This is a genomic window from Stappia sp., from assembly GCF_048268045.1.
GTDB lineage: Bacteria > Pseudomonadota > Alphaproteobacteria > Rhizobiales > Stappiaceae > Stappia.
In genome coordinates, this window is sequence record NZ_JBLWWG010000001.1 from 440016 (window position 1) to 453976 (window position 13961).

The following is a 13961-nucleotide window of genomic DNA, read 5'->3' on the forward strand; positions in this document are numbered from 1 at the left end:
TGGGATCAAACGCGCCCCATCATGCGATAGAACCAGCGCTTGATGGGGCCGCGCGTGCGCTTCTGGTCGACTTCCACCGGCTCCATGCCAGCGGGAACGCGCTCCTTGCGCAGGTACACGCCATCGCCCCAGTAGCGGCTGACCCAGTAGGTCTCCATCCGGCGAAAGCCGGCCGCATCGAGGAACGCGTCGACATCACCGACGCCGGCGGAGTCCTCATAGGTCTTCTCGCGGTTGAGCTCGCAGACGATGCAGTCCATGCGTCGCAGGGTTTCCGGCCCACCCTTGAGCACCTCGATCTCGAAGCCCTGGACATCGAGGACCATCACGTTGAATGCCTCGCCGGCAACCAGAAAGGAGTCGAGCGTGCGGACGGCCACGGTCTCGCGCCCGACGAACCTGATCTTGCGCCACACCTTGCGCCCCTGCATCGGCGCGAGCAGCGAGCTCGAGGCGGCCTGGTTGTCAGCGACGAACATCTCCGCCTCGCCATCGCTCGCACCCAGAGCCACATTGTGCGGAATCGCCGTCACGCCCTCGGGAAGCTTGGCAAGGCGGGCCTTCAGCCGGGCGAAAGGCTCCCGCAGCGGCTCGAACATCTTGAAGGAGGTAAAGCCCGCCTCGACATAGGCATCCAGTTCCTGCCCGTCGTTCGCGCCAATGTGGACAAGCCCTAGCGGCGTGATCCCGTAGCGGGACAGGACGGCGACGAGATCGGCATTCACGTGGGACGCTCCGTTACGGCAGGCTCGGTGGTTTGCGGTAGTGCGCGCATGACGCGATGTCAACCGCTCCGAACGCCCCCGGGGCACCGCGTTGCTGCGCATTGCAGCGCGCCGCCACGCTCAGATGTGCGACTGGCGTCTCTCGCGCAGCAGATAGAGCCGCCGCCGAATGCCGTCACTGAACCGCAGGCGGCGGCCGTCGAGATGATCGACGGTACGCGCCAGCCCGTAGTCGCCATATAGATAGCCACCGCCGACATAGCGGCAAAGCCCGCCTTCCAGCCCGATCGCCTGCCCGCCCGGGCCGCGCAGGATCGGCAGCACTACCTTGCGATACCAGTCGACATCGATCACATGCGGATTGTTCGAGCGGCCGTTGATGCGGCACAGCGGAAAATCCGGATCACCGTTCGGCTCCACCGCCAGATCATAGGCAGCCGGGTGGTTGGTGCGCTTGTTGAAGCGCAGGTAGTTGATCCGCGCCTGCCCCATCCGCGAGACGATCTCCCCGATCGAATGATCGATGCGCCGCGGCATGAAGACGAAATCATGCTCGAGCTGCATGGCGAAGGCGCCCTCGCTCACGTCGAGCGAGCGGGCGAACCCGTCGATCAGCCCCCGCGTCTCGACGAACTCGAAGGGAATGTCGGCAAGCGCGTCGCGGATGACCGACTTCCACGCCTCGTAGAGATCGGGATTCGGGTTGGGATCAATGAAGATCCGCGTCACGAAGCGGAAGCATTCCGTCCCGCCAAATGTCTCGAAGAAGGAGCGAACGGCGTGTTGGGCCAGGCAATGGCCCGGATCGCGCGACGCGACATTGGTGAAGACATTGACGTTGAAAACGCCGGGATCGGCCGGACATTCCATGCTTGCTTTCCCCTTGCCCCGCTTCTAAGCGTGACGCGAACCGTTCATTTGCAACCTTATAGGGGTCTCTCCGTGCCGAAGCCAGCCTCGCATCCGTGGCGTCTGGGGCTCGACCAAAGCCTTGGAAGCGCCCGCTGGCGCGCACTGGCGAGCGCGGCCCTCGCCCCCTTCTGGCCGGTCCATGACCTGCCGGCCGGGCGGCTGACGCAAGGCATCGACGAGACCGGCCCCTCGGCCACCGAGCTTGCCGCCGAGGCCCCCGAGGCGCTGCGTGCGCCGCTGCTGCGCGAGGGCGACACCCGCGACAGGCTCGCGCATCGGATCGCCGAAGGTCCCTTCGACATCGACCCGCTTTCCGGCGCGCTGTTCAGCGAGGGTCGGCTGACACGTCCCGACGTCCGTCCGCGCGAGCTGCTGGCCACCCCCGCCGCGCGTCCCGACCTGACGCGACGGCTGCGGTTGCGCCGCATCCCGCGCGAACCGTCGCTGCCGCTCTACACGGGCGCGGAGGTTTCGCTCGGCGCTTTTCTTATCGACGTGTTGCCGCGCTTCTTCGCGATCGAGGCGCTCGATCTTCCCCGCGACCTGCTGCTGCTGGTGTCCGTGCGCATGGGAATGCTGCCGCAATTCCAGGATGCGCTGAACGACGGGCTGTTCCGTCCAAGGCCTGTTGAACTGATGCGACAGGGCCGCGTGGTTCAGGCGCAAACGGTCCATCTCGTCGACCGGCCGCTGTTGCGGGGCGATATTCACGCCCGCCTGCATGACCGTCTCGCCACGCTCTACGGCCTGCCGAAGCAGCCCGGAGGGAGCATAAGGACCGTCGTGCTCGCCACGGGAGGCCGGGCCGGCCTCGCGACGCTGATCGCCCGTAGCCCGGAGCTGCGCGCGCGTGTCGAGGAAGACGGAGCCCGGATCATCGACCCGCGTACCCTGCCCCTGCGGGACCTGGTCGCGTGCCTGTGGGGCGCCGACACGGTGATTGCCCCGGAATGCGGCGAGGCCGCCGCCTTCCTGCTCGCCGGCCCGACGCTGCGACAGCTGGTGCTGGTCGCGAGCGCCAACGGGACAGCACCCGATCCGCGCCCTTGGCTGATGGCCAGGGCCATGGGCCTCGACTGCATCAGAACCGACTGACCGGCCGCGCACGGCCGGAAAGCCGGTTCTTTTTCTCCCTCAGGCCGCGATCAGCGGATGTAGGGAGAGATGCAGGCGCGACGCCGGCCGTTGTAGGGCTGGAAGGTGTTGTCGGCCGCACGATAGGACCTGTAGCGCGCGCTGCACCAGCGGTAGTGCGCCCGCGGCAGGCCCGCCCGGTGTCGCGGCGCCGGGCGATAGCGTGGCGCCGGGCGATAGTAGCGCGGCACCGGCCGGTAGCGCGGGCCGTAGTAGTAGCGGTTGTTCCTGTGCCAGCGCCTGCGGTCCCCGTGACGGTACTGGGCCTTTTCGGCACGGACAGCGCCGTCCTGCGTACCGGTCGCCTGCGCGCCGGCATGAGCGGGGGCCGGCATGGCACCCGCTGGAACCGCGCCGAAACCGACGGCAGCCGCGGCGGCGAACAACGCGCCGGCGATAATCTGCTTCAGGGGTGTCATTTCCGGTCTCCTTCGGCCTTTGTCACAACGGGAACGGCAAGCCGAGCAACGTTCCTCGGGCTGACGGGGCGACTTGGCCGCGCCTTCCTGGGGACAAACGGCCCGGCCACCTGTCTGGTTCCCGTGACATGAAGGTTACGCGGCAAACCCGTCCCAAACTGTGACGCAGATCATGAAATGGCGCGCTGGCGAAAGACCGGCGACCAGGCCCGTCTCACCCCAGATGCGGCGTGATGGAATTGGCCGTGTCGATGAGCATGGGAACGATCTCGCGTTCGACCCGCTCCTGCGTCCAGTCGTAGGAGGAAACCGCGCACTGGATCGCCGCCAGCGGCCGCCCGTCTGAGCCGATGATCGGCGCGGCCACCGCGATCTCGCGCAGGATCATCTGCCCCTCGGTGATGACATAGCCCTTTTCCACAGCCTCCTCGACGCTGCGGCGGATGACGTCGCGGTCCACATCGGTGCGCGGGGTGAAGCTGCGCGCCGGCCAGTTCGCCAGGCAGGCCTCGCGCTCGTCATGCGGCAACCGGGCGATGATGGTCCGCCCCGACGAGGTGTTGAGCGCCGGCAGCCGGCGGCCCGGAACCGTGGCGGCGAAACTGGTGCGCTGGCACGGCAGCCGCACGACATAGACAATGTCGGTGCCGAACAGTTCCGCCATGTTGACCGTCTCGCCGATCCGCCGCGACAGGTCGATCAGCTTGGGCATGGCAAGCTGCACGACCGGGTCCGACCAGCTGTAGGCGTAGGCGCGCTCCAGGAACTTCAATGAAGGCCGATAGCGGCGCGTCGTCTCGTCCTTTGTCAGGAACCCGGTCTGGTGCAGCGTGTTGGCCAACCGCTGCGTCGCGCTCTTGTCGATGCCGGAAAGCGCCGCCAGTTCGCTCAGTCTCAGAGCCTGATGCTCCTCGTCGAAAACTTCCAGAATCCTCAAGCCTTTGGCCAGCGAATTCACGAATAAGGTGTCCTGCTTCCGCTCCGTCCCCAAAGCTGCTCCCTCGCCGACAATCTTAGACTTTTTTGCGGCGACCTCTTGACGGGACCGCCTCTGCACGTCTGAAATACCATAATCAGATACAACGTATCATAATACGATACAATAACAAGCTGACGCAACGGCATCACATAGATGCCGCAGAGACCGACCGGAGGGCATATGAACTCTTTTCTCCTGAAATGCAGTGTAGCCGCGCTTGCGCTCGGCATTGCCACCGCCGCACAGGCGGGCAAGTCCGATGACACGCTGAACGTCGCCTTCACCAAGGAGCTGGAGAACGTCGACAGCTACTTCAACTCGTCCCGTGAGGGCGTCGTCATGCAGCGCGCCGTTTGGGACGGGCTGATCTATTCCGATCCGGCGACGGGCGAGTACAAGGGCAACCTTGCCACCTCCTGGAAGTGGATCGACGACGTCACCCTCGAGCTGAAGCTGCGCGAGGGCGTCAAGTTCCACAACGGCGAGGAATTCGACGCCGACGACGTCGTCTACACGGTCGACTACGTCGCCGACGAAAAGAACGGCGTGAAGACCCAGCGCAACGTCAACTGGATGAAGTCGGCCGAAAAGGTCGACAAATACACCGTTCGCATCATCCTCAAGGCGCCCTTCCCGGCCGCCATCGAGTATCTGGCCGGCCCGGTCTCGATCTATCCGAACGAATATTACGCCAAGGCCGGCCCGAGCGGCATGGGCCTGAAGCCCGTCGGCACCGGCCCCTACAAGGTCGTCTCCGTCGAGCCGGGCAAGCACTTCGTGCTGGAGAAGTACGAGGGCTATCACGACAGCCCGAAGGGCAAGGCCGAGATCGGCCATGTCGACATCCGCACGATTCCCGACGTCAACACCCAGATGGCCGAACTCTTCGGCGGGTCGCTCGATCTCATCTGGCAGGTGCCGGCCGACCAGGCCGAGAAGCTTGCGGCGATGAACCGCTTCACGGTCGCCAACGAAAGCACCATGCGCATCGGCTATCTGACGCTCGATGCCGCCGGCCGCACCGGCGCCGACAATCCCTTCACCGATGTCCGCGTCCGCCGCGCCGTCGCCCACGCCATCAACAGGAAGGCGCTGGTCGAGGCTCTGCTGAAGGGCAAGTCCAAGGTCATCGACACGGCTTGCTTCCCGACCCAGTTCGGCTGCAGCCAGGACGTTCCGACCTATGACTACAATCCGGAGAAGGCCAAGGCACTGCTCGCCGAGGCCGGCTATCCGGACGGCTTCGAGACGGACTACTACGCCTATCGCGACCGCGAGTACGCCGAGGCCATCGCCAACTACCTGAACGCGGTCGGCATCCGCGTGAACTTCAACATGCTGCAGTATTCCGCGCTTCGCGAGCTGCGCATGAAGGGCGGCACGCCGATCTCGTTCCAGACCTGGGGTTCCTACTCGATCAACGACGCCTCGGCGATCACCAGCCAGTTCTTCAAGTTCGGCTCGCTCGACGACAGCCGTGACGAGGAAATCCGTGACTGGCTGAACATCGCCGACAGCTCCACCGAGCCGGAGGTGCGCAAGGAGAACTACGCCAAGGCGCTGACCAAGATCGCCGACCAGGCGTATTGGGTGCCGATGTTCTCCTACAACACCAACTACGTCTTCTCCGAGGACGTGGCCTACACCCCTACCCCGGACGAGGTGCTGCGCTTCGTCGAGATGAGCTGGAAATAACAAGCTCGAAGCCACCGAACCTCGACACAACCACCGGCCGGACGCCACTGGCGTCCGGCCGGCCCTTCGGCGATCTCGGAAGAGCGGCCTGACCGCCTCCGCGCCGTCGCGTCCGAAGCCTGCGGGAGCCGATCGTGCTGACCTTCATCCTCAAACGGCTGGGCCTTGCCCTGCTCGTCGCGCTGACCGTTTCGGCGATCAGTTTCAGCCTTCTCTTCATGGCCGGCGATCCGGCGGCCGCACTTGCCGGCGAGCACGCCAACGACGCCGACATCGAGGCGATCCGCACCCTCTACGGGTTCGACCGGCCGATGATCGTCCAGTACTGGGAATGGCTGCGCCACGCGCTCACCGGCGACTTCGGAGAAAGCTATTATTTCCGGCTTCCCGTCGCCGATCTCATCATGGACCGCCTGTCGGTGACCATGACGCTCGGCGTCTGCGGCATCAGCTTCGCGCTCCTGACCGCGGTTCCCCTCGGCGTGCTCGCCGCGATCCGCCCCAACTCGATGATCGACCGCTTCGCCCTGTTTCTCTCGGTGATGGGTCAGGCGATGCCGAGCTTCTGGTTCGGCCTGATGCTGATCGTCGTCTTCTCGATCCAGCTCAACCTGCTGCCGCCCTCGGGAACCAAGACCTGGCTCAACTTCGTGATGCCGACCATCGTGCTCGGCTACTACGCGATGCCGGCGATCATGCGCCTGACCCGCGCCGGCATGCTCGACGTGCTCGGATCCGACTACATCCGCACGGCGCGCGCCAAGGGTGCCGGCGAGACCCGCGTCCTCTTCAAGCACGCCTTGCGCAACGCCATCATCCCGGTCGTCTCTCTCGCGGCGGTGCAGATGGGGTTCATGCTCGGCGGCTCCATCGTCGTGGAATCGATCTTCGCCCTGCATGGCGCCGGCTACCTGGCGTGGGAGTCGATCGGCCGCAACGACCTGCCCACCGTGCAGGCGCTGATCCTTATCTTCTCGATGTTCTATATCGTCTTCACCTTCCTGTCGGACGTGCTCAACGCCTGGCTTGATCCGCGCATGAGGGTTGCCTGACATGTCACGTTCGATGGACACCCTCCTGGAGGAGATCCAGGGTCCGACGCCGGGCCAGCAGCTTCGCCGCCGCGTCTTCGGGCACCTGGGCCTGCTGTTCGGCGTCACCGTGCTGCTGTTCCTGCTCGTCATCGCGCTCGCCGCGCCGCTGATCGTCCAGCACAGCCCCTACGCCCAGGACCTGATGGGGCGCATGCAGCCGCCGGTCTTCCTTGGCGGCACCTGGAACCACCCCCTCGGCACCGACCATCTCGGCCGCGACTATCTCGCCCGCCTCATCTACGGCGCGCAGATCTCTCTGCTGATCGGCGGTCTCGCCGCGCTTATTTCCGGCGTGATCGGCACCGCCATGGGCGTCGCCGCCGGCTACTTCGGCGGCAAGGTCGACATGGTCGTGACCTTCCTCATCAACGTCCGCCTGGCAATGCCGGTGGTGCTGGTGGCGCTGGCGATCGTCGCCGTCTTCGGCGGTTCGCTCGAGGTCGTCATCCTGGTGCTCGGGTTCCTGCTCTGGGACCGGTTCGCCGTCGTCATGCGCTCCTCCACCTTGCAGGTGCGCTCGCGCGAATACGTGATCGCGGCGAAGGCCATCGGCTGCTCCACCACCCGCGTGATCCTCAGCGAGATCATGCCGAACATCGTCAACAACCTGATCGTCGTGGTCACACTGGAAATGGCGCATGCGATCCTGCTGGAGGCGGCGCTCTCCTTCCTCGGTCTCGGCGTGCAGCCGCCGACGCCGTCCTGGGGGCTAATGATCTCGGAAGGCAAGCAGATGATGCTGTTCGAACCCTGGCTCGTGGCCATCCCCGGCATCGCGCTGTTCGTGCTGGTGCTTGCCATCAACCTGATGGGTGACGGTCTTCGCGACGTCACCGCTCCCGAAAACCGCAACTGAGGAGGAGGCCCATGTCTGACCCCGTCCTCACGGTCGCCAACCTGCGGCTGGACATCCCCACCGCCTCCGGCACGCTCCACGCCGTGCGCGGCATCGACTTCGAGCTCAACCGCGGCGAGACGCTCTGCATCGTCGGCGAGAGCGGCTCGGGCAAGTCGCTCACCTCCCTCGCGATCATGGACCTGCTCGGCAAGAGCATCCAGCGCAAGGCGGACAAGCTGGAATTCGACGGCACCGACCTTCTCACGGCCGGACCGCGCAAGATGCGGTCGCTGCGCGGCGACCGCATGGCGATGATCTTCCAGGAGCCGATGACCTCGCTTAACCCGGCCTACACGATCGGCGACCAGCTGTGCGAGGCGCTGCTCCTGCACCGCAGCGTCGGCCGCGCCGCCGCCAGGGCACGCGCCATCGAGCTTCTGGAAAAGGTCGGCATCACCGGCGCCGAGCGGCGCATGACGCAATACCCGCACCAGCTTTCCGGCGGCCTGCGCCAGCGTGTCATGATCGCCATGGCGCTGATGTGCGAACCGGAGCTGATCATCGCCGACGAGCCGACCACCGCGCTCGACGTGACCATCCAGGCCCAGATCCTGCGCCTGCTGGTCGACCTCACCCGCGAGATGAACGTGGCGATGATCCTCATCACCCACGATCTCGGTGTCGTCGCGCGCATCGCCGACAAGGTCGCCGTCATGTACGCCGGCGAACTGGTCGAGACCGGGTCGGCGAAAAAGGTCTTCAAGGCGCCGATGCACCCCTACACGCGCGGCCTCCTGCGCTGCATCCCGGTGCCCGGCAAGACCGCGCGCGGCTCCGAACTGGGGTCGATCCCCGGCATCGTACCCTCGCTGATCGGCGACATCGCCGGCTGCGTCTTCCGCACCCGCTGCGAGGAGGCTGTGGAAGCCTGCAAGCAGAACATCCCGCTGCGCGACAGCGACGCAGGCCACTGCTTCCGCTGTGTCCATGAGACCGGCCACAGACAGCGCCAGGAGGAGCCGGCATGAGCGACACGACCACGACAGCCGATGCCGCGACGGGCCGCCCCGTCCTTGAGCTTCGCGGCGTTTCCAAGACCTATTCGATCAAGCAGGGCATGTTCGGCGAGCGCAAGCCGCTCAGGGCCGTGAACGATGTCTCGCTGTCGATCAACAAGGGCGACGTGCTCGGCCTCGTCGGCGAAAGCGGCTGCGGCAAGTCCACGCTCGCCAAGATCCTGCTCGGCCTCGATGCGCCCACCAGCGGCGAGGTCCTTGTCGACGGCGAGCCGATCGGCGACCAGAACCGGCGCATCCTGGCCCGGCGCATCCAGCCGATCTTCCAGGATCCCTATTCCTCGCTGAACCCGCGCAAGTCGATCCGCGACATCATCTCGCTGCCGCTGCGCGTTCACAAGATCGGCGACGCCGCATCGCAGGACAAGGCGGTGCGCGAGATCCTCGACATCGTCGGCCTGCCGGCGCGCGTCATGAACTCCTATCCGAACCAGATGTCGGGCGGCCAGCGCCAGCGTGTCGCCATCGCCCGTGCGCTGATCATGAAGCCGGAGATCGTCATCTGCGACGAACCCACCTCCGCGCTCGACGTGTCGGTGCAGTCGCAGATCCTCAACCTTCTCGTGGACCTGCGCCGTGAACTGGGGCTGACCTATCTCTTCATCAGCCACAATCTCGCGGTGGTCGAGCATCTCGCGACCCGCGTCGCGGTGATGTATCTCGGCCGCATCGTCGAGGAAGCTCCGGTCGACGCGCTGTTCGACGCCCCGCGCCACCCCTACACCGAGGCGCTGCTCGCCTCGGTCCTGACGCCGGATCCCGACCTCGACGTACCCGACACCCAACTGGGCGCGGCCTACCCCAACCCCATCGACCCGCCGTCGGGTTGCCACTTCCACCCGCGCTGCGCCAAGGTGATGGACATGTGCCGGACCACCGCGCCGCATCTCCTGGACGAAGGCGCGCGCAAGGTCGAGTGCCATCTCTACACGCAAAGCCGGGAGACCGCGCCCGCCTGACCCGTCCCGCCTGACCGATCACGGCACCGGCGGCCACCGCCGGTGCCGCTCCTCCGGCATCCCCCGCCGGCCCCCCCGGCGGGCCCTGCCCGCGGCCTGTCCCCCCGACAGCTTCTCGACGTCCTTCCAGACAAGAACAAGACACAAGAGACAACCGCCGTGACAAACAGCTTCTCCAGAACCCAGCAGATTTCAAAGACTGTCCTGCGCTCACGCCACGGCGTCGTCGCGGCCCAGCACCGCCATGCCGCCGAGGCCGGGGCCGACATCCTCGCCGCCGGTGGCGACGCCATCGACGCGGCAACCGCCGTTTCCTTCGCCATGGGCGTCGTCGAGCCCTGGATGAGCGGCCCGGCCGGCGGTGGCGCGATGATGATCTGGCGCCAGGACGAAGGCCGGGCCTATGCCGTCAACTACGGCATGCGTTCCCCCGCTGCCCTCGACCCGGCCGACTATCCGCTCTGTGAAAACGGCACCGCCAGCGACCTGTTTCCCTGGAAATCGGTCAAGGACAACCGCAACATCGAGGGCGCCTCAGCGGTGGCGGTGCCCGGCACCGTCGACGGCATCGGCCAGGCGCACGCCCGCTTCGGGCGCATGACGTGGGCCGAGCTGCTGAAGCCGGCCGAGACGCTCGCCCGCGACGGCCTGCATGTCGACTGGTACGCGGCCCTGATCATCGCCTCCGCGACCCGCTCCCTGGCGTGCGATCCCGATGCCGCCGCCCTCTTCCTCGAGGACGGCCAGTGGCCGACCATCGCCGGCTGGACGGCGCTCTCAGACAAGCGCATCGACATGAGCGCCATGGCAGACACCATCGCGCGGCTCGCCGAGGCCGGCCCGCGCGACTTCTATGAGGGCGATGTCGCCGCCGCCATGATCAAGGACCTGCGCGCCAAGGGCAGCGCCATGTCGATGGACGACCTTGCCAGCTACAGCGCCGTCATCGAGGACCCGCTCGAGATCGCCTATCGCGGCGGCCGCGTCTTCGCCATGCCGGGCCTCACCGCCGGTCCGACGCTCGCCGACATGCTGAACGGGCTGTCGGAGAGCTTCACGCCGGGCGAGACCGCCGACGCGCGGAGCTTCGCCGCCTATGCGAAGGCCCTGAACGAGGCGTACCGGCGCCGCCTGTCGGGCATGGGAGACGGCGAGTCGCCCGCCGCGCCCGCCTGCACCACACATTTCTCGGTCGTCGACCGGCACGGCAACATGGTGGCGATGACGCAGACGCTGCTGTCGATCTTCGGCGCGCGGGTCGTCTCGCCTTCCACCGGTCTGCTCATGAACAACGGCATCATGTGGTTCGACCCCGAGCAGGGCAAGCCGAACTCCCTCGCCCCGGGCAAGCGCTGCCTGATGAACGTCTGCCCGGTGATCGGCGAGACCGCGCCCGACAAGGGCGCCCGCCGCTTCGCCCTCGGTGCCTCTGGCGGACGCAAGATCGTTTCCGCCGTCGGCCAGATCGCCTCCTTCATGATGGACCATGGAATGAGCCTGGAAGAGGCCTTCCACCATCCGCGCATCGACGTTTCCGGCGGGCCGACGATCGTCGCCGACGAGATGCTGCCGGCCGCGGTGATCGGCGCGCTTGCCGCAGAGCACGCCGTCGTGACGACAAAGCGGACCTCCTTCCCCTACGCCTTTGCCTGCCCGGCGGCCGTCCTGCGCGAGGACGGCGAGAACATGGGCGCAACCGAAATCATGTCGCCCTGGGGCGACGCAGTGCACGAAACCGAAAGGACCTGAGCATGGTGTCGAGAGCTGGAGCCGTCGAACGGGCAGAAACCTATTTCGACGATGGCACCTTCAAGAACGACCTCGCCCGTCTCGTCGCCTTCGAGACCGAGAGCCAGAACCCGGACCAGAAGGCCGAACTCGCGCGGTATCTCGACGAGGCGATGAAGCCCTGGCTGGAGAGTCTCGGCTTTGCCTGCGAGATTTTCGAGAACACCGACCCGCGCGGCGGGCCGTTGCTCGTCGGCCAGCGGATCGAAGATCCCGCCTACGAGACCGTTCTGACCTACGGCCACGGCGACGTCATCCGCGCCCAGACCGACCAGTGGCGCGAGGGCCTCGGTCCGTTCACGCTGGTCGAGGAGGGCGACAGGCTCTACGGTCGCGGCACCGCCGACAACAAGGGCCAGCACCTGATCAACATCTCGGCCCTCGCCGCGGTGCTGAAAGAGCGCGACGGCAAGCTCGGCTTCAACGTCAAGGTGCTGATCGAGATGTCCGAGGAGACGGGCTCCGCCGGTCTTGCCGAGTTCTGCCGCACGCACGGCGACCTGCTCGCCGCCGACGTGCTGATCGCCTCCGATGGTCCGCGCCTGCAGCCCGACACGCCGACCATGTTCATGGGCTCGCGCGGCGGTGTGAACTTCGACCTCGTCGTGAATTTCCGTGACGGCGCTCATCACTCCGGCAACTGGGGCGGCCTGCTGGCCGATCCGGCAACGGTGCTCGCCCATGCCATTGGCTGTATCGTAGACAAGCGCGGCCAGATCCAGATCCCCGAGTGGCGCCCGACCAGCCTGACGCCGGACATCCGCGCAGCGCTGAAGGACCTGCCGATAACCGGCGAGACCGGCCCCTCCATCGACGAGGACTGGGGCGAGGAAAGCCTCAGCCCGACCGAGCGCGTGTTCGGCTGGAACTCCTTCGCCGTTCTCGCCATGAAGAGCGGCGTGCCGGAAGCCCCGGTCAACGCCATCTCCGGCTGGGCCCGGGCCACCTGCCAGTTGCGCTACGTGGTGGGTACGGAGCCGGACGACATCCTGCCATCGCTGCGCCGTCATCTGGACAAGCACGGCTTCGGGAACGTCGAGGTGACGCCCGCCGACCGCGTGTTCTTCAAGGCAACGCGCCTCGACCCTGACGCGCCCTGGGTGACCTTCGTCGCCAAGTCGCTCGAGGAAACCGCCGGCAAGCCGCCCCACATCCTGCCGAACCTCGCGGGCTCGCTGCCCAACGACACGTTCAGCGAGATCCTCGGGCTGCCGACCGTCTGGGTTCCCCATTCCTATCGCGGCTGCTCGCAGCATGCCCCCAACGAGCATGTCATCAAGGACACCTGCCGCCAGGCACTGATGCTGATGGCGGGCCTGTTCTACGACATTGGCGCGCGCAAGACGGCCTGAGGCTGCCTCGACCACCGCAACACCGAAGGGCCGGCCGGGAAATCCCGCCGGCCCTTTTTCATGCCGCCTCCGGCCCGGCGGAGAGCTTCGCGCATTCCTCGCAAAGCCAGGCCTCCAGCAGCCGCATGGCCGGCGTTGGCGCCTTGCTGCGCGGGCGCGTCAGCCAGTAACGCCCGACCGCGACCTCCGCCGCAAAGGGACGCACCAGCCGCCCCTGACCCAGCCGGCGGGCGAACATCACGGCCGGCAGCAGCCCCACGCCCAGCCCTGCCTCCGCCATGTCGGCCATGGCAAGCGAGCTGTCGAGAACCGGCCCGTGCAGATCGGGAGCCGCCCCGCCGGCCGCCTCGAACCAGAGCCGCCACTCATCCGCCCGGTAGGAGCGAAAGAGCACCTGTGCGCCAAGATCGCCCGGGACACGCAGGCTGTCCGCAAGTTGCGGCGCACAGAGCGGTGTCAGCGGCGCCTCGAGCAGCGGCGTCGCGAAGAGCCCGGGCCACTGTCCGTCGCCGAAGCGGATCGCCACATGCAGCCCCTCGCGGGCGATGTCGATGCGGTTGTTGTTCGTGAAGATGCGGATGCTGATGCCCGGATGCGCCGCCTCGAAGGCCGGCAGTCGCTCCTGGAGCCAGCCTGCGGCGAAGGTCGTGACCACACCCAGATGCAGCGTCTCGCGGTAGCGCCCGCCAACGAACCGGTCGAGCACATCGCCCATTTCGTCGAAGCTGCGTGTCAACACCGGACGCAATGCCAGCCCCTCGTCCGTCAGCACGAGCCCGGAGGACGTACGGGTAAAGAGACGCACGCCGAGCAGATCCTCCAGCCGCAGAACCTGCTGGCTGACAGCGGCCTGGGTGACCCGCAGCTCGATTGCCGCCTGGGTGAAGCTGCCCTGTCGGGCGGCGACCTCGAAGGCGCGCAGGCCGTTCAGCGGGAGATTGGGGCGATCCGTTGCCATTAGAAGACCTTATGGGGTAGGCAAAGATTTGT

Annotated in this window: 13 protein-coding genes; 8 read left to right on the top strand and 5 right to left on the bottom strand. The window is 66.6% G+C overall.

Annotated elements, in window-relative coordinates; translation table 11 throughout:
• Positions 1-5: 5 nt before the first annotated feature.
• Positions 6-725, bottom strand: coding sequence for an FkbM family methyltransferase (locus ACN0WF_RS01955; protein ID WP_417771082.1), 720 nt, complete (start codon positions 723-725; stop codon positions 6-8).
• Positions 726-845: 120 nt separating this feature from the next.
• A complete protein-coding gene (locus ACN0WF_RS01960) occupies positions 846-1595 on the bottom strand; it encodes a hypothetical protein (protein ID WP_417771083.1) in 750 nt (249 codons plus the stop codon).
• A gap of 72 nt (positions 1596-1667) precedes the next feature.
• Here ACN0WF_RS01960 and ACN0WF_RS01965 point away from each other — a divergent pair, with 72 nt between their 5' ends.
• Positions 1668-2732: a hypothetical protein gene (locus tag ACN0WF_RS01965; RefSeq protein WP_417771084.1), complete on the top strand. Its 1065-nt coding sequence runs from the start codon at positions 1668-1670 to the stop codon at positions 2730-2732.
• A 50-nt stretch (positions 2733-2782) separates the two neighbouring features.
• Here ACN0WF_RS01965 and ACN0WF_RS01970 read toward each other — a convergent pair whose 3' ends face one another.
• Entirely contained in the window at positions 2783-3190 is a 408-nt protein-coding gene (locus ACN0WF_RS01970; RefSeq protein ID WP_417771085.1) for a BA14K family protein, read from the bottom strand.
• Positions 3191-3404: 214 nt separating this feature from the next.
• Positions 3405-4148, bottom strand: coding sequence for an IclR family transcriptional regulator (locus ACN0WF_RS01975; protein WP_417771086.1), 744 nt, complete (start codon positions 4146-4148; stop codon positions 3405-3407).
• Between the two features lie 201 nt (positions 4149-4349).
• On the opposite strand from ACN0WF_RS01975, the gene ACN0WF_RS01980 reads away from it, so the two are divergent.
• The 7 genes from ACN0WF_RS01980 (at position 4350) to ACN0WF_RS02010 (ending at position 12971) form a co-directional block, all read left to right on the top strand.
• A complete protein-coding gene (locus ACN0WF_RS01980) occupies positions 4350-5864 on the top strand; it encodes an ABC transporter substrate-binding protein (protein WP_417771087.1) in 1515 nt (504 codons plus the stop codon).
• 134 nt (positions 5865-5998) lie between these two features.
• Positions 5999-6916 (top strand): ABC transporter permease, encoded by a 918-nt coding sequence (locus ACN0WF_RS01985; RefSeq protein WP_417771088.1) that lies wholly within the window; start codon positions 5999-6001, stop codon positions 6914-6916.
• Position 6917: 1 nt separating this feature from the next.
• Positions 6918-7814: an ABC transporter permease gene (locus ACN0WF_RS01990; RefSeq protein WP_417771089.1), complete on the top strand. Its 897-nt coding sequence runs from the start codon at positions 6918-6920 to the stop codon at positions 7812-7814.
• Between the two features lie 11 nt (positions 7815-7825).
• Entirely contained in the window at positions 7826-8824 is a 999-nt protein-coding gene (locus ACN0WF_RS01995) for an ABC transporter ATP-binding protein (protein ID WP_417771090.1), read from the top strand.
• Positions 8821-9831, top strand: a complete 1011-nt coding sequence (locus ACN0WF_RS02000; RefSeq protein ID WP_417771091.1) for an ABC transporter ATP-binding protein — start codon at positions 8821-8823, stop codon at positions 9829-9831. Before ACN0WF_RS01995 ends, ACN0WF_RS02000 begins: the two co-directional genes overlap by 4 nt.
• A 159-nt stretch (positions 9832-9990) precedes the next feature.
• The gene (locus ACN0WF_RS02005) at positions 9991-11580 is read left to right on the top strand and encodes a gamma-glutamyltransferase (RefSeq protein ID WP_417771092.1); all 1590 of its coding nucleotides are present in this window, start codon (positions 9991-9993) and stop codon (positions 11578-11580) included.
• A gap of 2 nt (positions 11581-11582) precedes the next feature.
• Complete coding sequence (locus ACN0WF_RS02010) at positions 11583-12971, top strand: M20 family metallopeptidase (RefSeq protein WP_417771093.1); 1389 nt, start codon at positions 11583-11585, stop codon at positions 12969-12971.
• Positions 12972-13029: 58 nt separating this feature from the next.
• Here the strand turns inward: ACN0WF_RS02010 and ACN0WF_RS02015 are convergent, their stop codons facing one another.
• Positions 13030-13929, bottom strand: coding sequence for a LysR family transcriptional regulator (locus ACN0WF_RS02015; RefSeq protein WP_417771094.1), 900 nt, complete (start codon positions 13927-13929; stop codon positions 13030-13032).
• Positions 13930-13961: the final 32 nt, after the last annotated feature.

Bases quoted from the DNA above. Each gene is read 5' to 3' on its own strand.
- ACN0WF_RS01960 (WP_417771083.1), bottom strand. From the start codon at position 1,595: ATGGAATGTCCGGCCGATCCCGGCGTTTTCAACGTCAATGTCTTCACC.
- ACN0WF_RS01970 (WP_417771085.1), bottom strand. From the start codon at position 3,190: ATGACACCCCTGAAGCAGATTATCGCCGGCGCGTTGTTCGCCGCCGCG.
- ACN0WF_RS01980 (WP_417771087.1), top strand. From the start codon at position 4,350: ATGAACTCTTTTCTCCTGAAATGCAGTGTAGCCGCGCTTGCGCTCGGC.
- ACN0WF_RS01990 (WP_417771089.1), top strand. From the start codon at position 6,918: ATGTCACGTTCGATGGACACCCTCCTGGAGGAGATCCAGGGTCCGACG.
- ACN0WF_RS01995 (WP_417771090.1), top strand. From the start codon at position 7,826: ATGTCTGACCCCGTCCTCACGGTCGCCAACCTGCGGCTGGACATCCCC.
- ACN0WF_RS02000 (WP_417771091.1), top strand. From the start codon at position 8,821: ATGAGCGACACGACCACGACAGCCGATGCCGCGACGGGCCGCCCCGTC.
- ACN0WF_RS02010 (WP_417771093.1), top strand. From the start codon at position 11,583: ATGGTGTCGAGAGCTGGAGCCGTCGAACGGGCAGAAACCTATTTCGAC.
- ACN0WF_RS02015 (WP_417771094.1), bottom strand. From the start codon at position 13,929: ATGGCAACGGATCGCCCCAATCTCCCGCTGAACGGCCTGCGCGCCTTC.